At 65.1% G+C, this 22,474-nt stretch carries 19 protein-coding genes and 1 riboswitch; of the genes, 5 read left to right on the forward strand and 14 right to left on the reverse strand.

What is annotated here, in order from left to right; genetic code table 11:
- Positions 1-139 precede the first annotated feature (139 nt).
- From ACIPV6_RS13725 to ACIPV6_RS13735, 3 genes are all read right to left on the reverse strand, one after another.
- Positions 140-1,102: a GNAT family N-acetyltransferase gene (locus ACIPV6_RS13725; RefSeq protein WP_400271399.1), complete on the reverse strand. Its 963-nt coding sequence runs from the start codon at positions 1,100-1,102 to the stop codon at positions 140-142.
- A gap of 2 nt (positions 1,103-1,104) precedes the next feature.
- On the reverse strand, positions 1,105-2,490 hold the full coding sequence (locus ACIPV6_RS13730; protein WP_400271400.1) for a glycine--tRNA ligase: 1,386 nt from the start codon (positions 2,488-2,490) through the stop codon (positions 1,105-1,107).
- Between the two features lie 78 nt (positions 2,491-2,568).
- Positions 2,569-3,573 (reverse strand): DMT family transporter, encoded by a 1,005-nt coding sequence (locus tag ACIPV6_RS13735; RefSeq protein WP_400271401.1) that lies wholly within the window; start codon positions 3,571-3,573, stop codon positions 2,569-2,571.
- 23 nt (positions 3,574-3,596) lie between these two features.
- Between ACIPV6_RS13735 and ACIPV6_RS13740 the strand changes: the two genes are divergently transcribed.
- A complete protein-coding gene (locus ACIPV6_RS13740) occupies positions 3,597-3,824 on the forward strand; it encodes an RNA-binding S4 domain-containing protein (protein ID WP_400271402.1) in 228 nt (75 codons plus the stop codon).
- Here ACIPV6_RS13740 and ACIPV6_RS13745 read toward each other — a convergent pair.
- Positions 3,821-4,468: an alpha/beta hydrolase gene (locus tag ACIPV6_RS13745; RefSeq protein WP_400271403.1), complete on the reverse strand. Its 648-nt coding sequence runs from the start codon at positions 4,466-4,468 to the stop codon at positions 3,821-3,823. The genes ACIPV6_RS13740 and ACIPV6_RS13745 overlap by 4 nt on opposite strands.
- Before the next feature lie 85 nt (positions 4,469-4,553).
- Between ACIPV6_RS13745 and ACIPV6_RS13750 the strand changes: the two genes are divergently transcribed.
- Positions 4,554-5,390, forward strand: coding sequence for an SGNH/GDSL hydrolase family protein (locus tag ACIPV6_RS13750; protein ID WP_400271404.1), 837 nt, complete (start codon positions 4,554-4,556; stop codon positions 5,388-5,390).
- Between the two features lie 10 nt (positions 5,391-5,400).
- Positions 5,401-6,561, forward strand: a complete 1,161-nt coding sequence (locus ACIPV6_RS13755) for a winged helix DNA-binding domain-containing protein (RefSeq protein WP_400271423.1) — start codon at positions 5,401-5,403, stop codon at positions 6,559-6,561.
- A 37-nt stretch (positions 6,562-6,598) separates the two neighbouring features.
- Here ACIPV6_RS13755 and ACIPV6_RS13760 read toward each other — a convergent pair whose 3' ends face one another.
- Together ACIPV6_RS13760 and ACIPV6_RS13765 are read right to left on the reverse strand one after the other, a co-directional pair.
- Positions 6,599-7,720 carry a homoserine O-acetyltransferase gene (locus ACIPV6_RS13760; RefSeq protein ID WP_400271405.1) on the reverse strand — a complete coding sequence of 374 codons (1,122 nt, stop codon included), beginning with the start codon at positions 7,718-7,720 and terminating at the stop codon, positions 6,599-6,601.
- A 14-nt stretch (positions 7,721-7,734) separates the two neighbouring features.
- Positions 7,735-7,849, reverse strand: a riboswitch (SAM riboswitch).
- Between the two features lie 162 nt (positions 7,850-8,011).
- A complete protein-coding gene (locus ACIPV6_RS13765; RefSeq protein ID WP_400271406.1) occupies positions 8,012-9,352 on the reverse strand; it encodes a bifunctional o-acetylhomoserine/o-acetylserine sulfhydrylase in 1,341 nt (446 codons plus the stop codon).
- Positions 9,353-9,565: 213 nt separating this feature from the next.
- On the opposite strand from ACIPV6_RS13765, the gene ACIPV6_RS13770 reads away from it, so the two are divergent.
- Positions 9,566-10,204 (forward strand): VOC family protein, encoded by a 639-nt coding sequence (locus ACIPV6_RS13770; RefSeq protein WP_400271407.1) that lies wholly within the window; start codon positions 9,566-9,568, stop codon positions 10,202-10,204.
- A gap of 165 nt (positions 10,205-10,369) precedes the next feature.
- On the opposite strand, the gene ACIPV6_RS13775 is transcribed toward ACIPV6_RS13770, so the two are convergent.
- The 6 genes from ACIPV6_RS13775 to ACIPV6_RS13800 all read right to left on the reverse strand — a co-directional run bounded on the left by ACIPV6_RS13775 (position 10,370) and on the right by ACIPV6_RS13800 (position 15,713).
- Positions 10,370-11,137, reverse strand: a complete 768-nt coding sequence (locus ACIPV6_RS13775; RefSeq protein ID WP_400271408.1) for a CPBP family intramembrane glutamic endopeptidase — start codon at positions 11,135-11,137, stop codon at positions 10,370-10,372.
- A 90-nt stretch (positions 11,138-11,227) separates the two neighbouring features.
- On the reverse strand, positions 11,228-12,028 hold the full coding sequence (locus ACIPV6_RS13780; RefSeq protein WP_400271409.1) for a DeoR/GlpR family DNA-binding transcription regulator: 801 nt from the start codon (positions 12,026-12,028) through the stop codon (positions 11,228-11,230).
- A 24-nt stretch (positions 12,029-12,052) separates the two neighbouring features.
- Positions 12,053-12,907: a class II fructose-bisphosphate aldolase gene (locus ACIPV6_RS13785; RefSeq protein ID WP_400271410.1), complete on the reverse strand. Its 855-nt coding sequence runs from the start codon at positions 12,905-12,907 to the stop codon at positions 12,053-12,055.
- Positions 12,889-13,845, reverse strand: a complete 957-nt coding sequence (locus tag ACIPV6_RS13790; RefSeq protein ID WP_400271411.1) for a 1-phosphofructokinase family hexose kinase — start codon at positions 13,843-13,845, stop codon at positions 12,889-12,891. The genes ACIPV6_RS13785 and ACIPV6_RS13790 overlap by 19 nt, the downstream gene beginning before the upstream one ends.
- Positions 13,842-14,786, reverse strand: a complete 945-nt coding sequence (locus tag ACIPV6_RS13795) for an ROK family protein (RefSeq protein ID WP_400271412.1) — start codon at positions 14,784-14,786, stop codon at positions 13,842-13,844. The genes ACIPV6_RS13790 and ACIPV6_RS13795 overlap by 4 nt, the downstream gene beginning before the upstream one ends.
- 9 nt (positions 14,787-14,795) lie before the next feature.
- On the reverse strand, positions 14,796-15,713 hold the full coding sequence (locus ACIPV6_RS13800) for an SIS domain-containing protein (RefSeq protein WP_400271413.1): 918 nt from the start codon (positions 15,711-15,713) through the stop codon (positions 14,796-14,798).
- Between the two features lie 272 nt (positions 15,714-15,985).
- Between ACIPV6_RS13800 and ACIPV6_RS13805 the strand changes: the two genes are divergently transcribed.
- On the forward strand, positions 15,986-19,876 hold the full coding sequence (locus ACIPV6_RS13805; RefSeq protein ID WP_400271414.1) for an endo-alpha-N-acetylgalactosaminidase family protein: 3,891 nt from the start codon (positions 15,986-15,988) through the stop codon (positions 19,874-19,876).
- A 3-nt stretch (positions 19,877-19,879) separates the two neighbouring features.
- On the opposite strand, the gene hutI is transcribed toward ACIPV6_RS13805, so the two are convergent.
- Positions 19,880-21,109: an imidazolonepropionase gene (gene hutI, locus ACIPV6_RS13810; RefSeq protein ID WP_400271415.1), complete on the reverse strand. Its 1,230-nt coding sequence runs from the start codon at positions 21,107-21,109 to the stop codon at positions 19,880-19,882.
- A gap of 11 nt (positions 21,110-21,120) precedes the next feature.
- The gene (locus ACIPV6_RS13815) at positions 21,121-22,218 is read right to left on the reverse strand and encodes an NAD(P)/FAD-dependent oxidoreductase (RefSeq protein ID WP_400271416.1); all 1,098 of its coding nucleotides are present in this window, start codon (positions 22,216-22,218) and stop codon (positions 21,121-21,123) included.
- Positions 22,219-22,474 lie beyond the last annotated feature (256 nt).

Genomic DNA, 22,474 nt, shown 5'->3' on the forward strand with positions numbered 1-22,474 from the left:
TTACGTCGTCATGCCTACTCCTGCGCTGTGGCGGCGTCAAGCATCTTTTGCTTGCCACCTACCGGGCGTTAAACAGCGGATCCCGCCGGCGCAACGAAGTCGTGGTGCCGGCGGGATCCGCAATCCGCGCGATAACCGTTCAGTCGCTCACAATGAGCGTGTCCGCGCCGCGCACGTGGGCCTTGCCGGACTCCAGCAGGGGCTTCAGGACACCGCGCAACGCGGCCATGGACTCGTCCACTTCCAGGAGCACCGGGTGCTGGTGGGCGATCAGGGCCAACAGGTCCCGCACGGCGGTTTCCGCGTCATCCGGCGCCAGCTGGGGATCATGCCCCAGGAAGACGTCGGAGGGCTCCTCGGTGTTGCCCTGGGCATAGCTGATGGCGAACGCCTGGATCTTGCCCTTCCTGGATGCCGGCACGCCCTCACCAAAAGCACTGGCCTTGGGGGCGCGCAGGACAATCGCACCGTGGGCCCCCGTGAGGTCATGCAGGAAAAGACGCTGCACCGTGGCGATGCTGAGCTCCCCCGGGCTGTCCCAGTGGTGCACGGCGGAGTAGTAGCGGCCCACGACGTCGCTCAGTTCCACAGACCCGGTAGCCAGATCCTCCACGCGCTCGGCGGCAGCTTCCTCGGAGCCGTCGCCGAACCTCGGCAGCTTCAGCGGCTCGGGGTCCACCACCACCAGTTGTGAACGCTGGATGGGTCCCAGCCCTGCCGCCTCCGCGAAGGCGGCACCCGGCGTGCCCGGCTCCACCTTGCTGCGCAGCGCGGAAACGCCCGACGGCGCGTTCCCGGCTTCCGCGCGCAGCATGGCCAGGAGGGTGGCACCGATTCCGCTGCGGCGATGATCCTTGGCCACCTCGATGTAGGCCCAGAGCCGCTCCGGATGGAGGGAGGCCTCGTGGACCACACCGGCCGCCACGGGGATGCGGACACCGTCCACCACATCCTCTGCCACGATGCACCGGCGCCACGGCTGGTTGCCGGAAGGCGCCAAGGCAGCACGGAACTGTTCCGCAGGGAGGGTCTCCGGGTCGCCCCAGATCTCCAGGAGGGCGAGGTCGTCGCCTTCCTTCCATTCGCGGTATTCCAGTGCCACGCCTAGGCGCCGATCAGACGGGCCGCCAAGTACGCTTCCACCTTGTCCAGGGAGACGCGCTCCTGGCTCATGGTGTCGCGCTCACGGATGGTGACGGCCTGGTCCTCGAGGGTGTCGAAGTCCACGGTGATGCAGAACGGCGTGCCGATCTCGTCCTGGCGACGGTAGCGGCGGCCGATTGCGCCGGCGTCGTCGAAGTCGATGTTCCAGTTCCTGCGCAGCTGCGCACCAAGGGCCTTGGCCTTCGGGGACAAGTCCTCGTTGCGGCTCAGCGGCAGCACGGCGGCCTTGACCGGCGCCAGGCGCGGGTCCAGCTTCAGGACCGTACGGACATCCACACCGCCCTTGGCGTTGGGGGCTTCATCCTCGGTGTAGGAGTCGATGAGGAACGCCATGAAGGAGCGCGTCAGGCCGGCCGCGGGCTCAATGACGTAGGGCGTGTAACGCTCGTTGGTGGCCTGGTTGAAGTAGCTCAGGTCCGTGCCGGAAGCCTTGGCATGGGTGGAGAGATCGAAGTCGGTACGGTTGGCGATGCCCTCAAGCTCGCCCCACTCCGAGCCCTGGAAGCCGAAGCGGTATTCAATGTCCGTGGTGCCCTTGGAGTAGTGGCTCAGTTTCTCCAGCGGGTGTTCGAAGAAGCGGAGGTTCTCTTCGCGGATGCCAAGGCCCGTGTACCAGGCCATGCGCTCCTTCATCCAGTACTGGTGCCATTCTTCGTCCGTGCCGGGTTCGACGAAGAACTCCATCTCCATCTGTTCGAATTCACGAGTGCGGAAAATGAAGTTACCGGGCGTGATCTCGTTGCGGAAGGACTTGCCGATCTGGCCGATGCCGAACGGCGGCTTCTTCCGGGACGTGGTGAGGACGTTGTTGAAGTTCACGAAGATGCCCTGCGCAGTCTCGGGCCGCAGGTAGTGCAGGCCTTCTTCGCTGGCTACCGGGCCGAGGAAGGTCTTCAGCAGTCCGGAGAACTCCTGCGGCTCGGTCCACTGGCCACGGGTGCCGCAGTTGGCGCAGGCAATATCCGCCAGGCCGTTCTCGGCAAGGCGGCCCTTCTTCTCCTCGTACTCTTCCTCGAGGTGGTCCGCACGGTAGCGCTTGTGGCAGGAAAGGCACTCCACCAAGGGATCGGAGAAGACCTCCACGTGGCCGGAAGCTTCCCACACCTGGCGGGGCAGGATCACGGAGGAGTCCAGGCCAACCACGTCTTCGCGGCCGCGGACCATGCTCTGCCACCACTGGCGCTTGATGTTTTCCTTCAGTTCCGCGCCGAGGGGGCCATAGTCCCACGCGGAGCGGGAGCCACCATAGATTTCACCGGCCTGGAACACGAATCCCCTCCGCTTGGAGAGGGAAATGACCTGGTCGAGGACGGATTTTGCTGCCATGGGTACTCCATATTTCTACAGGGCCGCTGGGTGCGGTCCGCGGTGGTTTGAACTGTGCAGGAAGCTGCGTGTCCTAGCCTACCGGCCTTTGGCGGCCGACCTCCCGGCAAAGGATCCTTTGGGCCATGGGAGCGTGGCCACAATGATGGCCGCGAGCGTCAGCAACGTACCCAGCACCGTGGGCAAGGCGACCACCGTCCCGGACGTGGGGATCACGACGTCGAGCATCAACGAACCGACCAACTGGCCGGCAATCATGCCCAGCCCCGTGACCAGGACGCCGAGGCTGCGGACCAGCAGCGCCGCGAGGCCGATCGCCACGCAACCCAGCGGGCCGCCAAGGTAGTACCACCATTGCGCGGGCAAAGGATTGCCGGCCCCGGCAACCGCAACCTTGACCAGCCAGGCGATCCACAACACCACCGAACCGGCCAGGAAGTTGACCAGGGTGGTGGCCAGGGGTGTTCCGTAGTGCACCGTGGCTGTTCCGTTCATTGCCTGCTGGAAGCTCATCAGGAAACCCGCCAGGAGCGGCAGGAGAACCGGCAAAAGCAGCGATCCGACGTCGGACGAGCCGCCAAAGTGCGGCGAAACGGCCCACACAACGGCCGCGACGGTGAGCACGCTGCCCAGGACCCGCAGCCCTGTGAGGGACCGTTTGCCGCCAGGGGCAATGCCCAGGCGGTCCACCAGCAGGCCGCTGAGCGTTTGCCCGGTCACGGAAGCCACCGTGAACAGAGCCACACCGAGGAGTCCCACGGTGAACGATTGGGCGAAGACGAAGAAGGCACCCACGGCACCGGCCATGACGTAGAACGGCGGAAAGCTGCGAGCGCGGACCGCGGGAACAATCCGTGCCAGCCCCGCCCTGCCTTTGGGGGTGGCCAGGGAAATCGCGGCGATCACCACCAGGCCCGTGGTGAAGCTCACTACCGCGGCGGCGATGCCATCGTCCAGGGTGCCGGCCAACGCTCCATTGATCCGTCCCTGGACCGGGAGTACCAGTCCCGTCAGGACGGCGAGGGGAAGGCCAAGGGCAAGCGGAAGGCTGGAACGGCGGGTAGGGTGCGGCACTGACACCACACTACTTCAGGCATCATTGCTGTATGAGCAACCCCGAAATCGACGAAATCCCCATCCGCGACGACATGATCCGCCTCGGCCAACTGCTGAAGCTCGCCAACCTCGTTGAGGACGGCGTGGAAGCCACGGAGCTCATCAAGAACGGCCTGGTCAAGGTCAACGACGACATCGAAGAACGCCGCGGCCGCCAGCTCCACGCCGGCGACACCGTCACCGTCAACGGGCAGACGGTCCGGATCGCTGCTTCCTAGCTGAGGACCTTGTGGGTGAGGAACTCGCCCACGTGACCGATCTCCTGCTGGTTGATCCCGTGCCACATGCCGGTGTAGAGCACCTTGGTGAGGTCAACGTGCTGGCGTACCCAGCCCATGGTGTAGTCGATCTTGTCCGGCGTGATGACGGGATCCTGCTGGTCGCGGCCCCAGAAGAACGGGACGGAACCGTCCAGTTCGTCGTCGCGGAAGGCAGCGTCAGCGCCGGCGTCGACCACGAAACCCGAAAGCCCGACGACGGCGGCGAAGTCCGCGGGACGATACCGGAGCATGGTGGTTGCCATGGCCATGCCCATGGAGAAGCCCAGCAGTGTCACCGAGGAGTGGTTGGCTTTGACGGTGTCCAGCCACTCCAGCGCGTACTCTGCGGCCAGCTTCACGGCATCGAGGGAGTAGTCGATGGAGGCCGTCAGCGGGAACCAGGTGAAGCCGGGGCCCATGGGCATCGGGGCGCGGAGGGCGGCCACCACGAATCCGTCCGGCAGCACTCCGGCAAGGCTGAAGAGGTCGTCCTCGTTGGAGCCGTAGCCGTGGAGCAGGACCAGGAGCGGCTTGCCCGCCCTGTCGGCTTCGTCGTGGGACCACAGGACAACGGGCGCGGGGAATGCAACGGCTTCAGTCATGGGTCTATTCTTGCAGTTACCCATGGGTAACAACCTACGGTGACGTAGGTTCGCAGACACGAGTTCACAAGGCAGGATAAGACAAGTGAGTGAGAGCGATTCATTGGTAACGCCCGGCAGTCCGGTAGAAACGCATCCTTGGAGCCGCTACGTGGCGCTGGGTGATTCCTTCACCGAGGGCATCGGCGACCCCGAGCCGCAGAACCCCGGAGGCTTCCGTGGCTGGGCGGACCGGGTGGCCGAAGAGCTGGGCCGCGGCCATGACGATTTCGCGTACGCCAACCTTGCCATCCGGGGCCGCCTGCTGCAGCAGATCGTGGACGAGCAAGTTGGCCCGTGCCTGGAACTGCAACCGGACCTGGTTTCGATATCCGCTGGCGGCAACGACCTCATCAGGCCTGGTGGCGATCCGGATCTCCTGGCTGAGAAGCTGGACGCAGCGGTCCAGGAACTCAGCTCGGGCGGCGCAACCGTGGTGCTGTTCAACGGACCGGACACTGCTTCTTCGGTGCTCAGCCGGATCCGCGGCAAAGTGGCCATCTACAACGAGAACCTCCGGACGGTCGCTGCCCGCCACGACGCCATCATCGCGGACATGTGGTCCTTGCGGCAGCTCGCCGACACGCAGATGTGGGACGAGGACCGCCTGCACTTCTCGCCCCTCGGACACCACACGATCGCGATGATGGTGCTGGAGGCGTTGAATGTCCGTCACACCCTGGAGCCGCTGGTCCCCAAACCCCTCCCGCCGAGGACCTGGCGGGAAGCTCGATCCTCGGACCTTGTGTGGGCGCGCGAGTACTTTGTGCCGTGGGTGATCCGCCGCCTGCGGCACCAGTCCTCGGGCGATGGCATCACGCCAAAACGTCCGACGCCGGGACCCGTCTTCGGGCCCAACGTCACCGGATTGCCGCGCGGCTAGCGTGGGTGCACTGCAGCCCGATGACGTTGTGCGGCTCCGGCTGCGCCGTCAGCAACTCCGGGCCCCTTTCGCGGAGGGTGCCCCCGATGCGCTCAAGAACCTCCTCGCCGTCCAGGCCCAGGAGTTTCCCTACGCGAGGTGGTCGCTGGCGCAACGGACACCCGAAGCTTCCGCTGCGGACGTGGAGGAACTCGTGGCGGACGGCACCATCCTGCGGACCCACATCCTCAGACCCACCTGGCATTTTGTGCACCGGGACGATCTCGGCTGGCTGATGGCGTTGTCCGCAGACCGGTTGCACCAGGGAAACAAGGGAATGTACCGGCAGACCGGAGTGGACGAAGCCTCAGCCGCCCGCAGCGGAATCATCCTGGCCGGGGCGGTGTCCGGCGGGGCGCACAAGACACGCGAGGAACTCTCCGCGGTCCTGGAGGAAGCGGGCTTCCCGGGCAAGGGACTTGGCTTCGTGTACCACCTCATGCACGCAGAGATCAGCCGGATCCTGGTCAGCGGAACGCCCGTCCGTTCCTCCGGGGGTACCCTCAAGCAGACGTACGCGCTGTTCGGGGAACGGGTACCTAAGCCTGGACCTGACGCTTTGGACGCCGATGGACGGGACCAGGCGCTGGGCCAGTTGGCCTTGCGGTACTTCACCAGCCGTGGCCCGGCCACTGTCAAGGATTGCTCGGCGTGGTCCGGCCTGACAATGAAGGACGTGAAGCGCGGCCTGGACGTAGCATACGACGTGTCCCCGGGGTCCCTGGCCGCACTCGGGATCGACGGGCTGGACTTCTACCTGGCAGCGGAGGATGTTACCGGCATGGAACCGTCCCGGGCGGCTGGCGCAGGTCCGGAGGCTGGCTCAGGTCCGGACGCGGCACTCCCCCGGGTGGACCTCATCCAGTGCTACGACGAGTACGTCATGGGCTACTCCCAGTCCCGGCACTACCTCGGCGGCGTGGCACCCTACTTCCCGGAAAACGGCGGCCCCATGCACGTAGTCCTGCTGGATGGCAGGCTGGCCGGCTGGTGGCGGCACGGATTCGCCGGCAACACCTGCGAACTCGACGTGCGGATGAACCAGCCCGCCACGCCCGCCGTCCAGCGGGCCCTCGAGGCGGAAGTGGACCGGTACGGCAGGTTCCTGGGCATGGAAGCCCGGCTGGCCTGACGGCAATGCCCGTTGGACAGCCGGCCCAGTGCCCGGCCTAGGCGAAGAAGGACTCCCGCAACTGCGCCGAGAGCTGCCCGATCTCCGTGAGGAAGCCGTCGTGGCCGATCGGTGCCTCGATAACATGCACCGGAACGTCACCCGGCAGCGCCGCCGCAAGTTCGCGGGACTGCGCCGGGAAGTACAGCCGGTCCGTGTCCACCGCTGCGATGAAGAACTCGGCCGTGGTGCGCTCCAGCGCTTCCTCCAAAGAGCCGCGCCCCCGGGTGACATCGTGGCTCATGAGGGCCTCGGTGATGGCGATGTAGCTGTTGGCGTCGAAGCGGCGCACCAGCTTGGTCCCCTGGTGGTCGAGGTAGCTTTCCACCTGGTAGCGACCACGCTTCCCCAGGATGGCGGCGGCGAGCGGAGTTTCCTGGTGCTGCGCTTCGCGGCCGAAACGGACATCCAGTTCCAGGGCCGAACGGTAGGTGATGTGGGCGATCCTCCGGGCCAGGGCGAGGCCGGCCTCGGGCGCGGCACCCTGGTAGTAGTCGCCGTCGTTGAAGTTGGGGTCCTGGCGGATGGCGAGCGTCTGCGACTGGGCGAAGGCGATCTGTTCCGCGGTGCTGTAGGCACCCACGGACACCACCGCACAACGCTTGACCCTGTCCGGGAACGTGACGGCCCATTCGAGCGCACGGGCACCTCCCATGGAACCGCCCAGGACGGAGTGCCAGGCACGGATTCCCAAGGCGTCCGCGAGGCGGGACTCGGCCTCGGTAGTGTCACGCAGGGTGACCAGCGGGAAGCGGGAACCCCACGGCCGTCCATCGGGCGCGGCCGAGGAGGGCCCCGTGCTGCCGTAGCAACCACCCACGATGTTGATGGAGATGACGAAGAACCGGTTGGTATCGATCGTGGCGCCGGGCCCAACCAGTTGTTCCCACCAGCCATCCTCGTCCGTGGCACCACGGGCAACGTGGGTGCTACCGGTCAGGGCATGCTCCACCAGCACGGCGTTCGAGGCATCGGCGTTCAGTTGGCCCCATGTTTCGTAGGCCAGCACAACATCGGGAAGGAAACCGCCGGCTTCGAGTTCCAGCGGGCCCACGTGGGCAAACTTGACGGTTCCGTCTGCTTCCTCGGATGTGGGAAGGGCTGTAGCAGTAATGGTCATTCCTTTGACACCTAACCTCGCGCTTGCCCACCGCCTTTCGTGCGGCAGGCCAGGTCCTCACCCGGGGCACCCCACCGCGGAGGAGGGTTGCCGGCCAGCAAGCCGGGGCTGTCACTGGCACTCATGACCTAATACGTAAGAGTCTAGGAAGAACACAGCCGTTCTGGCGAAGAATGTGACAGCTGTGTGACGGTTTGGGGCATCTTCGTTCATTAAAGAGCACTCGGGGGCGCCGCCCGGCGAATAATCGACAGCCGGGCAGCGCCACCGCATGTCACAGCAGTTCCGGCGTCAGGCGCCCTTGGCTGCGCGGAAACCGGATTCGAGGTCGGCGATGATGTCATCAACGTGCTCGATGCCCACCGCGAGCCGGACCAGTCCCGGAGTAACGCCGGCTACAGCCTGCTGCTCCACGGTCAGCTGGCTGTGGGTGGTGGACGCGGGGTGAATCACCAGGGACCGGATATCGCCGATGTTGGCCACATGCGAGTGCAGTTCCAGGGCGTCCACGAACCGCTTGCCCGCTTCCACGCCGCCCCTGATGGTGAACGCGACAACCGCACCGGTACCACGGGGGCCATACTTGCGGCCACGCTCAAACCAGGGGCTGGACGGCAGCCCCGCAAAGGCGACGGATTCGACGTCGTCATGGGCTTCCAGCCATTCGGCCACTTTGGTGGCGTTCGCGACGTGACGCTCCACGCGCAGGCTCAGGGTTTCCAGGCCTTGGGCAATGAGGAAGGCATTGAAGGGCGAAACCGCCGAGCCGAGGTCGCGCAGCAACTGGACGCGGGCCTTCAGGATGTAGGAAAGGTTGGCGCCGAGAGCGCCGTCCTTGCCAAGGTCGCGGGCGTAGACCAGGCCGTTGTAGCTGGGGTCCGGGGTGTTGAAATTGGGGAAGCGTTCCGGATCCTTGCCGAAATCGAAGTTTCCGGAGTCCACAATGACGCCGGCAATCGCCGCGCCGTGCCCGCCCAGGTACTTGGTGGCCGAATGGACCACGATGTCCGCGCCCCATTCGATGGGACGGATAAGGTACGGCGTCGAGAGCGTGTTGTCCACGATCAGCGGAACGCCGGCTTCATGGGCCACCTTCGCGATGCCCTCGATGTCCAGGACGTCCTGGCGCGGGTTGGAAACCACCTCGCCGAAGAACAGCTTGGTGTTCGGCTGGACGGCGTTGCGCCACTGCTCGAGGCTGTCCGGGTCCTCGACGAAAGTCACGGAGATCCCGAACTTCTTCAGGGTGTGGGCCAGCAGGTTGTAGGTCCCGCCGTAAAGACTGGGGCTGGCCACCACATGGTCGCCGGCCTCGGCGATGTTGAGGATGGCGAAGGTTTCCGCGGCCTGCCCGGAGCTGAGGAGCAGGGCGCCCAGGCCACCCTCGAGGCTGGCGATCCGCTGCTCCACGGCATCCTGGGTGGGGTTGCCAATGCGGGTGTAGATCGGGGCAAGCTCAGCCAGGGCGAAACGGTTGGCGGCGCTCTCGGCGCTGGGGAACACAAAGGACGTGGTCTGGTAGATCGGAAGCGACCTGGCTCCGGTGGCGGAATCGGGTTCCTGGCCTGCGTGGATCTGGCGGGTTTCGAAAGACCATCCTTGGGACATTGCGTTCTCCTCTTCGTGGCGCACGGGTTTGCGGTGGACAGTGGGTGCTTGGAACTGCGGCCAGTCTAGGAAGGCTCCGCGGCATTGCACAGCTTTGTGACGAAGACAGTATTTTTCGGTCCTCGGGCGTCATTCCGGCGTCCCGCCACGACCCCCGCCATTGCCCTTCCATAACATCCCACCTTGGTTAGGCTTGACTTAGCTGAGACCCGAATCACAAAGTGCCAAGATGAAGCCATGCGCATGGATCACGTCTCTTACGCTTGTGAACGAGATGGCCTTCTGGCCACGACAGAACGAATTTCCGCAGCATTGGGAGTGGACGCAGTCCGGGGCGGAGTGCACCCGCGCTTCGGTACCCGGAACATGATCATTCCCCTCGCGGACAACAAATACCTTGAAGTGGTGGAGGTCCTGGACCACCCCGCTTCGGATAAGGCACCCTTCGGCCAGGCAGTCCGGGCACGCTCGGCAGCCGGCGGCGGTTGGATGGGCTGGTGCGTCGCCGTTGACGACCTCGCTCCGTTCGAAGAACGCCTTGGCCGTTCCGCAGTCCCTGGCAACCGCAAGTTCCCCGACGGCCGCGAACTCGTGTGGCAGCAGATCGGCATTCTCGGCTTGATCGCCGATCCCCAGGTGCCGTACCTGCTCAAGTGGGAAGGCGATCCCGGTCTGCACCCCTCCAAGGTCTATGAAAGTGACGTCAAGATGTCCAGCCTGACCATTGCGGGCTCGGCACAACGTGTCACCGAATGGCTGGGCGAGCCCGTGGAGAAGCCGCTTGAGGACGTCGCTGTCCAGTGGATGGCTCCGCACGGCACACCGGGGATCATGTCCGTGACCTTCGAAACCGCCTCGGGCGCCGTCACCATCTGACGCCCCTGGAATAAACTTCGGCCGCCATCAGCGGGTGCCAATGACGTCACCCGCGGATGGCGGCCGAACACTTTTAAAACCTGGCTACCCCTTGGCCCAACTGGGTCGCACTTGGGGTCGTTCCCAGCGCTGGGAACGACCCCAACTGCGACCCAGTTGGGGCTACTAGCCCAGGCCAACGGCCTTACCGAACAGGCTGAAGCCAACAAACGCCACGATGTCCAGGAGCGCGTGCGCTATCACCAGTGGCATCACCCGTTTGGTCTTTGTGTAGAGCCAGGCAAACACCAAGCCCATCACCACATTGCCGAAGAAGGGCCCGAAGCCCTGGTACAGGTGGTAGCTTCCGCGCAGGAGTGCACTGGCGATGATCGCCACCGGCGTGCTCCAGCCGAACTTGCCGAACCGGTCCAGCAAGTAGCCCACCACGATCACTTCCTCGACGATCGCGTGGCGTATGGCCGAAAGGATGAGCACCGGAACGGTCCACCAGTAGGCGTCCAATCCACTGGGCACGATTGCCGTGGTGATGCCCAGCGCCCGCCCCACTGCGTACAGGCCCAGGGACGGAATGCCGATCGCCGCCGCGAGGCCCAGGCCCTGGAGCGCGTCCTTGCCGGGCCTGGCGAAATTGAAGCCAAGGCGGGCGAACGCCGATCCGGCCGCCGATCCCCCGGTGACGTGCAGGGACAGGAAATAGAACACAAGGACCACTGGCACCAGGGCGAACAGGATGTCCAGCAGCTGGTACGTGAGGTCGAAGTATTCGCGCGTGCTTTGGGACCTGTTGAGGGTGGACGTAGCTTCCGACAAGGGGGCGCGGGTCAGTTTATCCAGGAGTTGCACTACCGAATAGACGGCCGACTGGCCCAGGGAGAGGCCCAGCACAATGATGACTTCTGTGCGCAGGCGACGACGGGAGGCTAGGAGCATGTTCCTATCTTGCCCGTAGTTCCTGCCACTTTGCCGGGAAGGGCAGCCCTATGCTTGGTGGGATGAGCGCCCCCGGTGCGGTTCTGACGCTTACGCCGTGACCCCCGCCGGAGCCACGATCACTTCCGTGCCCTTGGATTCAAAGGCAGCCCTGTGCTCCGGCGAAATCCCGGAATCGGTAATGAGGTGCCGGAATTCGTAGCCGGCCATCGCAGCAAACGAGCGGCGTCCCACCTTGGAGGAATCGGCGACCACGTAGGACTCGGTGGCCCGCCGTGCCATGACGGTGTTCACCATGGCCTCGCCCTCATCGGTGATGGTGGGGCCCAGGTCGGGGTCCACACCGTTGACGCCGATGAACGCAATGTCCAGCGCCACTTTCTGCATGATGACGTCCGTGTACGGGCCCACCAGTTCGTAGGAACGGGGATTCAGGATGCCACCGGTGACCATGATCTTGATGTTCGGACGCACGGCAAGCTGCGAGGCGATGTTGATGGCATTCGTGACCACCGTGAGCGTGGGCCGGTTGGAGGGTGCGTTCAGGTCCTCACGGGTGGATAACAACTGGGCAAGTGCCGTGTTGGTGGTCCCGCCGCTGAGGCCGATTACCGATCCGGGCCGGATCAGGGCGGAGGCAGCCAACGCGATTTCCTGTTTGGCCTCTGCATGGTCGTCACGGTTGTAACGGCCGGGGAGATCGTAGGCCACCGATCCCGTGGTGGCGCCACCGCGGGTCCGGCTGAGCAGGCGTTGCTTGGCGAGGCTGTCAAGGTCGCGCCTGGCCGTTGCGGGAGACACGCCAAGCCGCGTCACGATGTCCTCGACTTCCACATGGCCGGATTCGGCCAGGAGGTCCAGGATGGCGGTCAGCCGATCGGTGCGGGTCATGACGAGCCTTTCGCGTCGGTCCAGCTATTTCGCTTTGGCGAACAGCGTCAGCATACGTGCAGATTCCAGCACGAGGGCGTCCCGGCCGGCCTTGAGGTACTTCCGGGAATCCACCACTGCAGGGTAGGCATCGAGGTACTCACGGACTGCGCGGGTGAAGAACCCGTTCAAATGTGTGGATACGTTGATTTTAGTCATACCCGCCCCGATCGCAGCTACGAGCATCCCGTCTGTGACGCCGGAGGAACCGTGGAGCACCAGTGGTTTTTCCACCGCGGATTTCAGCCGGGTGATGAGGTGAAGGTCCAGTTCGGCATTGCGTTCGGTCATGGCGTGGGACGACCCAACGGCAACGGCGAGCGCGTCCACCCCGGTTGCTTCCACGAAGGCAGCAGCCTCCCCCGGGTCCGTCCGGACGCCCGGCGCGTGTGCCCCGTCTTTGCCGCCAACCTTGCCAAGTTCGGCTTCCATATAGACGCCGCGGTCGTGGGCGTAGCGGGCTACCCGCCGCGTAACTTCCACGTTCCAGTCGTAAGGCAAGTGGGCGCCGTCGTACATGACTGAGCCGAAACCGAGGTCCACGGCTGCGAGTGCGAGGTCTTCGGACTCGGCGTGGTCCAGGTGGACTGCGACCGGAACGTTGGCGTCCCGGGCAATCGCCAGGGTGGCCAGGCCGATCGGTTCGAGACCCCCGTGGTACTTGGCACAGTTTTCGGAGATCTGCAGGATCAGGGGCACACCGGCGGCTTCGGCACCGGCTACGAGGCCTTCGGCTGTTTCCACGTGGATCACGTTGAACGCGCCCTGGCCAGTGCCGTTGGCCGCGGCCTTCTCCATGAGTTCCCGCGTGTTGACCAGGGTCACCGGGTCTCCTTCCATGTCACGATCAGTTGTTCTTCCAATTCCTTGTAGCGCGGAGAGATTTCGCCTGCGGCCGGCATGAGGACAGCAGCAGCCGACCAGGCGGTGGCGCGCCGGAGGATTTCCCGTGGTTCCGTCATGCCTTCGGCGAGGGCGACGGCGGCAGCCGCCACACCGGCGTCGCCCGCCCCTGTAGGGTTCCCGCCCAGCGGGGCCGGCAGCCGGGCACTCCAGTAGCCGCCGGGGGCGGCGTGGTCGAAAGCGAGCATGCCCTCGGCCCCGGCGCTCACCAGCACAGTGCGCGCGCCCAAGGCGATGAGCGAGAGCGCCGCAGCTTCGACGCTTGGCTCCCCTGTGGCCTCGGCGAGTTCGTGGTGGTTCGGTTTCAGCACGTCCGCGCCTGCGCGGGCTGCGGCGATGATCCCGGGACCTGACGTATCGATGATGGCCGGGATCCCGGCGTCGTGCGCCAACTGCACCAGCGAGGGATAAAAATCCGCCGGCGCGCCCGGCGGCAGGCTGCCGGAACCGACAAGCACGCTGGCCCCGCCATGGCCGTCACCGGCTTGGACGGCCTTCACGACGGCGGCAGTCAGCGAGCGCCAATCGTCAGGCAGGAGGGGCTGGCCTTCCTCGTTGAAGATGGAGGTTTCGCCCGAGACGGAGTCCACGAGCGCAATGCTTCGCCGGGTTTCGGCGGCTACTGTGACCAGGGTGTGCGGTACGCCGCTGGTCCACAGCTCCGCCGCGAGCGTTTGCCCGGCGGCGCCGCCCGTGGGGGCGACGGCAAGCACGGGGTGGCCTGCCTGGTGGGCCACCCGCGCTACGTTGAGCCCTTTGCCGCCGGCCCGGCTCAGGGGCGTGGGCACCCGGTGGCTTGCGCCTTCGGTGATTCCGTCCACCCTGTAGGTCATGTCGATCGCCGGATTGGGGGTCACGGTGACGATGCGGTTCACGGCGTATCTCCCACAAGGATGTGTTCCAGGAGGGCCCGGGCGTTGAGGGCGGCGCCGAGGAGACCTGCGTCCTGGCCAAGCTGTGCCTTGAGCAGGCGGGGCCGGCGTTGGAAGTCGAGGATCTGGTCCACACGCTCACGCAGCGGCCCCAGAAGGTGGTCGCCCGCTTCGGCGAGACCGCCACCAATCACCACGGCTTCGGTGCCGATGATGTTGACGCACTGGCAAATAGTGAAGGCCAGGGCGTCCACGGCGTCGTGCCAGATCCGGGCCGCGCGGGGTTCTCCCGCTTGGGCCCGGACCAGCACTTCCTTGGCGCCGTCTACCGGGTGTGGGGACTGCGCGTTGTACCGCCTGGTGATGGCTCCGGCCGAGCCAACCGCTTCCAGGATGGTGGAGCGGCTTGGTCCTTGGTCCGGGTCGGGAACCTGGGCATGGCCCAACTCCCCGGCAAATCCTCCGGCCGTGACGGCCTTGCCCCCGGAAAACACGGCGGCGGCGATCCCGGTGCCGACCACCATGACCACAACTTCGCTGAACTGCCGGGACGCGCCGAAACGGTGTTCGACGGCCGCGGCGGAGCGGACGTCATGGTCGAAGGCGACAGGCAGGCCCAGCCGCTTTTCCGCCTCGGCGGTAAAGGGGAAGTCCTTCCAGCCGAGGTTGGCCGAGTACACGCCGACGCCTTCGATGGAGTCAACGATGCCGGGCACGATGATCCCCGCCGCTTTCGCCGGCACGTCCGGGAACTCGGCCGAGAGTTCGTCCGCGAGGCCCGCGAGCCGGTCCAGGACTGCTTCCGCCGGCCGCGTCGGATCCAAGGGTGTGGGGACGCGGCGCATGCCCAGCACGTTTCCCTCGGCGTCAACCAGACCGGCTTTGACATCGGTCCCGCCAACATCGAAGGCCAGGACAGCTGTGGATGCGGTTCCGAGAACCATGGCAGTGGCCTAGGCGGACGCGTCGAGGATGACTGAGCGCGTCAGGTTACGCGGCAAATCGGGATTCAGCCCGCGCACGCGTGCGCGCTCCAAAGTGACCTTGTGGACCCGGGCGAGTTCGGCGAGCGGGTGCTTGTCCGTGTGGATGTAGAGGGCTCCGGTCACGGCCATGTCCTGCTCCAGGCCTTCGGGCTGGTTGCCGAAGAGCCACGTGACGCGGCCGGGGGCCGCGATGGAGATAGGACCGTGGCGGTATTCCATGGCCGGGTAGGACTCGGTCCAGCCTTGAACTGCTTCGCGCATCTTGAGCCCGGCTTCGTGGGCCAGGCCAACGGTCCAGCCGGTCCCGAGGAACGTGAACTGCTCGGCGTCCAGGAGTTCCTGTTCCACCGGCGCGGTGACGGCGCTGCGGGCATCGGCGATGGCGGTGGTGAGGTCGATGCCCAGGCTGCTCAGCAGGTACACCAGCGCAGTGGTTGCGAAACGGGTCTGGACCACGGAGCGCTCATCGGCGTAGGGCAATCCAATCACGGCATCGGCCAGGTCCACGATCGGCGAGGTCGTGTCTCCAATGATCGCGATGGTAGGAACAGTGCCCTTGAGGGCAGCGAGGATCTCCAGCACTTCCGTGGTGGTGCCCGAGCGGGTGATCGCCACGACCGCGTCGTACTGACGCCCCGCACTGTTGCTGTTCAGGAAAGCTTCGGAGGCAGCGAAGGCATCCGTGACGCCCTTGCCTGCGGATTCGCGGGCCGCCGCATAGCTTTGGGCCATAAACCAGGAGGTGCCGCAACCAATGACGGCGATCCGCTGACCATCCGCGGGGAGCAGGTTTTCCGTGCTTGCCTGCTCAATGGCGCGCTGCCAGACGGCGGGCTGTGATTCGAGTTCCTCTTCCATGAAGGCACCCAGGGCGTTGTTGCTCATCGTGTGTTCCACTCCCGCTCAGGCAATGACGTTTTTTGATCTATAGAAACACTAAACGATCATTTTCAATCTCACAAGGATCATCGGCGCCCACATCTGCCGAGTTCCGTCCATCCTCGGTACTGCTTCGATCACGCGAGCAATCATGTGAGAACTTGTGCGGAATGACGAATATTCCGTTAACTCTTGTCAACTTCTGTCCTATGCAGCAGGCTTGTCGAGTCCGCAAGAACATGATTGTTACTCGCTCGGAATAATCAAGAAGGAGCACTATGCCCGGCTTGTCATCCCCCAGACGCATCGCCACGTTGAGTTTGGCGTGCGTCGTCGCCTCATCCTCACTCGGTTTCCTCGCCCTCCCACCCGCCAATGCGGGTCCGTCGGCTGAGGCTTCAGGCCCCGGTACCGCCACCCTGCGGTCCGGCCAGCTCAGAGTGGCGGTGTCCACCACCTTTCCCCAAGTCCTCAGCTATACCGATGCAGCCAGCAAGGCCTCGCTGGACGGTTCCCGGGCCCGGCTGCACACCCTCACCCTCAACGGCATCGAATACGAGGCCACAGGCACCTCCACCGCCTCCGGCAAGGACACCATGGACTACGTCCTGACGGTTCCCGAATTCGGGAATGCCACCATCACGGCACGCCTTTCAGTGGAAAAGAACGTGGTGTCCTTCAACGTCACCGGGATCGCGGACTCCCCGGAGCACCAGGTGAGGACACTCCAACTCCCGCGCCTCAACCTCGTATCGGTGGATTCCACGCAACCCGGAGCACAGGTATCCACGGCCAACCTGTCCGTGGACCGGAGCGTCACCGGAGACGAGTTCACGCCCATCAGCGCCGCCACTCCCCTGGACGCCACTGCCAAGAGCTCGGCCTACGCTTTGGCCAACACCTCCTCACTGGGCGCAGCACTGGAGTCCAACGCTCTCTACGACACGTCTTCCGGGCCAGGTTCCAAGGACCGCGGACGGTTCTGGCGCCAAGCGGTTTCAGACGGCACCGGAGGGGTTTCCATGGGCATCGCCAGCGGCCAATGGCTCTACCGTGCCGATGGCTCAAACACCACAGAGGAACTGCCGTGGACCAGGGTGGCCATCACCACCGACGCCAACGCCGACGGCGCAGTGGACTGGCAGGACGCGGCCATCGCCATGCGCTCCATCCAGGTCAGCGCCACCAAGGGCGAACAGACCCCGGACAACGTGGTCACGCACATCCCCTTCAACTTCGCCTCACAGGCCACCCACCCCTTCCTTCGCACCCTTGACGACGTCAAACGGATCTCCCTGGCCACTGACGGCCTGGGCCAGGTGGCCATGCTCAAGGGCTACACCAGCGAAGGGCACGACTCCGCGAACACCGATTACGGCAACAACTTCAACACCCGCGCCGGAGGGCTGGAGGACCTGAACAAGCTGGTCAAGGAGGGCAAGGACTGGAACGCCAGCTTCGGGGTCCACATCAATGCCACCGAGATCTACCCGGAAGCGAAATCCTTCAGCGAGGATCTTCTCCGGGCTGACAAGGCGCTTGGCTGGAACTGGCTGGACCAGTCGTACTACATGGACCAACGGCATGACATCACATCCGGCAAGCTGGCCCAGCGCATCAAGGAACTGCGCGAGGCCACGGACAAGAATCTGGACTTCGTCTACGTGGACGTCTACTACGAGTACGGCTGGCTCGCCGAGCGCCTGCAACAGGAACTCGTCAAGAACGGCTTCCGGGTAGGGTCCGAGTGGGCGGACCACCTGTCCCGGAACAACACCTGGTCCCACTGGGCCAACGACGAGAAATACGGCGGCTCCACGAACAAGGGCATCAACTCCCAGATCCTCCGGTTCATCAATAACAGCCAGTCGGATGTGTGGAACCCCGATCCCAAACTTGGCGTGAGCCACATCGTTGAGTTCGAAGGCTGGACGGGCCAGAACGACTTCAACGCTTTCAGCGAGAACATCTGGACCGCCAACCTGCCCGCCAAGTTCCTGCAGCACCACCCCATCACCAAGTGGACGGCTGACCGGATCGACCTCGCGGACAACGTTTCCGTCACGGGCAACACCGCTGAAACCCGCAACATCACGGCCGGCGGCTCCACCGTGCTGACCGGGGGCACCTACCTGCTCCCCTGGTCATCCAAGGAGAACAACGTCGTGGACAAGATGTATCACTACAACCCCACCGGCGGTTCCACCACGTGGACGCTGACCAAGGATTTCGCCAAGGCCAAGTCCCTGGAACTGTTCAAACTGACGGACAACGGCCGTGTAAAGGTGGCCGACGTTCCCGTAGCCAACGGCCAGGTCACCGTCACGGCCGACGCCAAACAGCCCTACGTCCTCACCGCCAAAGGCAACGCCCTGCCCAGGAAGGCAGACTTCGGCGAGGGAACCGCGTTCAATGACCCCGGCTTCAACGGTGCGGACCTCTCCGCCTGGAACCCCACGGGCTCCGTCACCCAGGTCCGCGACGACAAGGGCCGCCGCTTCGCGCAATTGGGGGCGTCGCCGTCGTCGATCAGCCAGGAGGTAAAGCTCGACGCCGGAACCCAGTCCGTCAGTGCGTGGGTGGAAATCCAGCCGGGCAAAACCCGGCCCACCACCCTCTCCGTCACGGTTGACGGGAAGACCGAGAAGACCACCATCGATTCCTCCACTGCCGAAAACTTCGTGGCAGGAGACGAAAAGCACGGTACTTCCTTCCAGCGCGTCCGCGTCCTGATGGACGTGCCGCGAAACAACACCAAGGCGACAGTCGCCGTCACAGCGGACGACGGCGACGCAACGGTACGGGTGGATGACTTCCGGGCGGTGAAGACCGCGCGGGTGGCAACCACCGGCGTGCTCAGCGAAGACTTCGAAAACGTGGACCAGGGTTGGGGTCCGTTCGTGAAGGGCAACGCGGGAGGATCCACCGATCCCCGCACACACATCACTGAACGCCACGAACCCTTCACGCAGAAGGGCTGGCACACCAACGTGATCGACGAAGTACTGGACGGCCAATGGTCCTTGATTGCCCACGACGAAAACCGGGCCCCGAACGGCGGCCCGGGCATGGTGTACCGCACCACCGAAGCCACCGTGCCGTTCAAGGCCGGCCACAAGTACAAGGTCTCGTTCGACTACCAGAACTCCAAAGCCGGGCAATACGCCTGGGTGTCGGGATACGATTCAGCGGCCGGACCTGCGGTGACCGGCAGCCAGCCAATCGAGGCCAAGACCAGCACCGCCCGCTTTGAGCAGGTCTTCGATACCGGCTTCTGCGGGGACTACTTCGTGGGACTCCAGCGCACCGGCAGTGCCAACGGGTCCGACTTCACCCTGGACAACCTCTTGGTGGAGGACCTCGGGACCTCGGATGCTGTCCCGGCCTGTGCCCAGCTCACCGCCTCACTTCAGGGTGATGTGATCCAGCAGGGGAAGGCCCAGGATTTCGCCACCACCTTCGTCTCGGATGAGCCCGCGGCCATCAAGGATCTGTCGGTTTCGGTGGCACTGCCCGAAGGCTGGACGGCCACACCGGCCACCCCTGCAAGCGCGGCAAGCGTACCTTCCGGTGGCAGCCTCGCTACCACGTGGAAGATCACCGCACCCGCCTCGGCGGACGGCGACTATCCGATCAGGGCAACAGCCACCTACTCCACCACTTCGGAACCGCTTGGTACGCGGACCATCAGCACCACTGCGTCCGTTCGTACCCTGCCCAAGCCGCCGCAGTCCAGTGTCTTCGCCAGCGACCACCCCTGGGTGAGCACCACCAACGGTTGGGGACCGGTGGAAAAGGACATGTCCAACGGCGGCACCGGAGCGGGTGACGGCACACCCTTGACCCTGAACGGCACCGTCCATGCCAAGGGACTTGGCGCGCATGCCAACGGCACCGTCCGCTACTTCCTCGGTGGCCGTTGCAGCGCCTTCACGGCCACCGTGGGGATCGACGACGCCCAAGCGACCAGGGGCAGCGTGAAATTCTCCGTGGTTGCCGACGGAACAGCCAAAGTGACCACCCCGGTCCTCGGGGCCACCAGCGCTCCCCTGCCATTAACGGTGGACATCACCGGGGCGCAGTACGTGGAACTCGTCGCCAACGATTCCGGTGACGGAAACGGCAACGACCACGCCGACTGGGCCGATGCGAAGTTCACCTGCTCCTAAACATTAGACAGCCTGCCGGCCGGCCCGCCACACCGCATGGGTCAGCGGGATACCCGGCCGGTAGGCAAGGTGCGTCGCGGACGGCGCCTTGAGCATGTGCAGGTCGGCGCGATGACCGACGGCGAGCGAGCCCACCGCCCGTTCGCCGTCGACGTCGTTCCCAGACTCCCGGCCCAACGCCAGGGCGCCGCCGTACGTCGCCGCCCGGACGGCTTCGTGGACGCTCAAGCGCATCTGGAGGACCGCCGTCGTGACGCAGAACGCCATGGAACTCGTGTACGAGGTACCGGGGTTGCAGTTGGCCGCCAACGCGACCTGCACGCCGGCGTCGATCAATTCCCTGCCCGGGGCCAGCGGCTGTCGCGTGGAGAGATCGCAGGCGGGCAGGCACGTGGCGACGGTGCCCTTCGAGCCTGTACCGCTGGTGGCATCCCAGCCGGTCCACGTGCCCGCGAGCGCCTGGACATCGGCTTTCGAAAGATAGTTCACGTGGTCAACGCTGGCCGCTGCGAACTCAACGGCCAAGGCCACTCCCGGCCCCTCGCCCAGTTGGTTGCCGTGCACGCGCAGGCCAAGACCGGCGTCGCGGGCAGCCTGGAGGACCCGGCGGGACTGCGCCTCGGTGAAGGCACCGGTTTCGCAGAACACATCAGCCCAGCGGACGTAGGGCAGGACGGCATCGAGCATCTCGCCGCAGACCAGGTCCGTGTACTCCTCCGGGTCCGATCCCGCCGGCACCAGGTGGGCGCCAAGGTACGTAACCTCGTCCACGAGTTCGGCGGCAATCCGGGCGCTCCGGGCCTCGTTCCGTACGTCCAGGCCGTAGCCGGTCTTGCTCTCCAGGTAGGTGGTGCCCTGCGAGACGGCTTCCTGCACACGGGCGCTGACCAGCGCGCTGAGTTCTTCATCGCCTACGCTGCGTGTGGCGTTGGTAGTTACGCCGATTCCGCCCGCGCTGTAGCTCTGGCCGGCCATGCGGGCCTCGAACTCGGCGGTGCGGTCGCCGGCAAACACCAGATGGGAGTGTGAATCAACCCAGCCCGGCAGGACGGCGCGGCCATCGGCATCGATCTGCTGATCCGCTGCCGGCGCTTCGGCACTGGAACCGATCCAGGAGATACGTTCCCCTTCCAACACGATCGCGGCATCCTTCAGGACCCGGTGCTCCAGGTCCTGGGTCATCAGTTCGCCGATGTTGGTGATGAGTGTGCTGGCTGGTGTGGTTCCGGTCATGTCCCTATTGTTCAGCGCCGGATGGACCAGCGGACCGCCGCCAGTTGCTCCGCTGTCCGGTATTCCGGACTCTCGGGCTGGACATTTCCGAGAATGAGGTCCGCAGCGAGCTCGGCAATGGCCGATGACGTTTGGAAACCGTACCCACCCTGCCCGGCGAGCCAGAAGAACCCGGGGGCCTCGGCGTCGAAACCAACCACCGGAATGCCGTCCGCGGCTTCTGTCCGGAGGCCCGTCCAGGCACGGTCCACTGATTGGATGCCGAGGGTGGTAACGGCATTGAGGTTGCCGATGAGCTTGTCCACGTCGCCCGGGTAGGGCTTGGCGTCTTCGGCGCCGCTGGGCACGTGTTCCGACGGCGAAACCAGCACCTGGTTGCCTTCGGGCCGGAAATAGAAGGAATCGTCGGCCGCGCACACCATGGGGGTTTGGGGCGCCAGCGGGTTTTCCACGTTCACGATCGCTGCCGTGCGGCGGAACGGCTGCAGGCCGAGTTTCTCGACTCCGCTGAGGACAGCCAACTCGTCAGCCCACGCACCTGCGGCATTAACCACGACGGCGGACTGGAACCCTTCGGTGCCTGCGCCCAGTTCCCAGCCGCTTCCGATGCGCTGGGCCGAATGGACCCTGGCTCCGGTGATGATATCCGCGCCGGCCGCCTCGGCACGCTTGCGGTGGTCTTCCAGCAGCAACGGGGCGTTGCAACCGTACGAGCCACTGTCGAGGCCGGCTGCCGTGAACGAGTCCGGCTTCAGGGCGGGGCACAGGTCCAGGGCTTCGCCATGGGTGATGCTGTGCATGTTGCCGCTTGCCTCGGCCCTGACCGTTGCTTCGTCCCCTACCAGCATGAAACCCCGAGGGGTCAGGACTGGCTCCGGCAGGTTTTCGTCGCGCGCCTTCATGAGTTCGAGCGTCCGGACGGTCAGTTCCTGCACCACCGGAGGGCCGTAACTGGGAATCAGTTGGCGCGCCGACCTCGAGGAGGTATGGAAGGCCAAGGATTGCTCCGCCTCCACTAAAGCCACAGAGCATTGTCCTGCCAGGGCCGATGCCAGGGACAGCCCGGCGATCCCGCCGCCAACGATTACAACGTCATACTTCGAAGCCATGGCCCCATCCTTCCAGACGCCCTCTCACCAAACACCCCTCTACCGCCAACCCTCTCTCACCAAACCACCCTCCACCGCCGGCCCTCTCTCACCAAACCACCCTCCACCGCCAACCCTCTCTCACCAAACCACCCTTCCCACCGAACGCTCCCTCACCTTTCGTGGGGTTGCCCGCAAGTTGTGGACAGTTGGTCAGGCGGCTTGTGCCGGCTGAGGTTGGTCCGTGGTGAGCAGCAGTTCGTGCTCCACGGGGGTG

The sequence above is a fragment of the Paenarthrobacter sp. NPDC089988 genome, from assembly GCF_044748465.1.
Lineage (GTDB): Bacteria > Actinomycetota > Actinomycetes > Actinomycetales > Micrococcaceae > Arthrobacter.

Excerpts from the sequence above, each read along its gene's own strand:
- ACIPV6_RS13730 (WP_400271400.1), bottom strand. The coding sequence starts at position 2,490 with ATGGCAGCAAAATCCGTCCTCGACCAGGTCATTTCCCTCTCCAAGCGG.
- ACIPV6_RS13740 (WP_400271402.1), top strand. The coding sequence starts at position 3,597 with ATGAGCAACCCCGAAATCGACGAAATCCCCATCCGCGACGACATGATC.
- ACIPV6_RS13745 (WP_400271403.1), bottom strand. The coding sequence starts at position 4,468 with ATGACTGAAGCCGTTGCATTCCCCGCGCCCGTTGTCCTGTGGTCCCAC.
- ACIPV6_RS13760 (WP_400271405.1), bottom strand. The coding sequence starts at position 7,720 with ATGACCATTACTGCTACAGCCCTTCCCACATCCGAGGAAGCAGACGGA.
- ACIPV6_RS13770 (WP_400271407.1), top strand. The coding sequence starts at position 9,566 with ATGCGCATGGATCACGTCTCTTACGCTTGTGAACGAGATGGCCTTCTG.
- ACIPV6_RS13775 (WP_400271408.1), bottom strand. The coding sequence starts at position 11,137 with ATGCTCCTAGCCTCCCGTCGTCGCCTGCGCACAGAAGTCATCATTGTG.
- ACIPV6_RS13780 (WP_400271409.1), bottom strand. The coding sequence starts at position 12,028 with ATGACCCGCACCGATCGGCTGACCGCCATCCTGGACCTCCTGGCCGAA.
- ACIPV6_RS13785 (WP_400271410.1), bottom strand. The coding sequence starts at position 12,907 with ATGGAAGGAGACCCGGTGACCCTGGTCAACACGCGGGAACTCATGGAG.
- ACIPV6_RS13795 (WP_400271412.1), bottom strand. The coding sequence starts at position 14,786 with ATGGTTCTCGGAACCGCATCCACAGCTGTCCTGGCCTTCGATGTTGGC.
- ACIPV6_RS13800 (WP_400271413.1), bottom strand. The coding sequence starts at position 15,713 with ATGAGCAACAACGCCCTGGGTGCCTTCATGGAAGAGGAACTCGAATCA.
- ACIPV6_RS13805 (WP_400271414.1), top strand. The coding sequence starts at position 15,986 with ATGCCCGGCTTGTCATCCCCCAGACGCATCGCCACGTTGAGTTTGGCG.
- hutI (WP_400271415.1), bottom strand. The coding sequence starts at position 21,109 with ATGACCGGAACCACACCAGCCAGCACACTCATCACCAACATCGGCGAA.
- ACIPV6_RS13815 (WP_400271416.1), bottom strand. The coding sequence starts at position 22,218 with ATGGCTTCGAAGTATGACGTTGTAATCGTTGGCGGCGGGATCGCCGGG.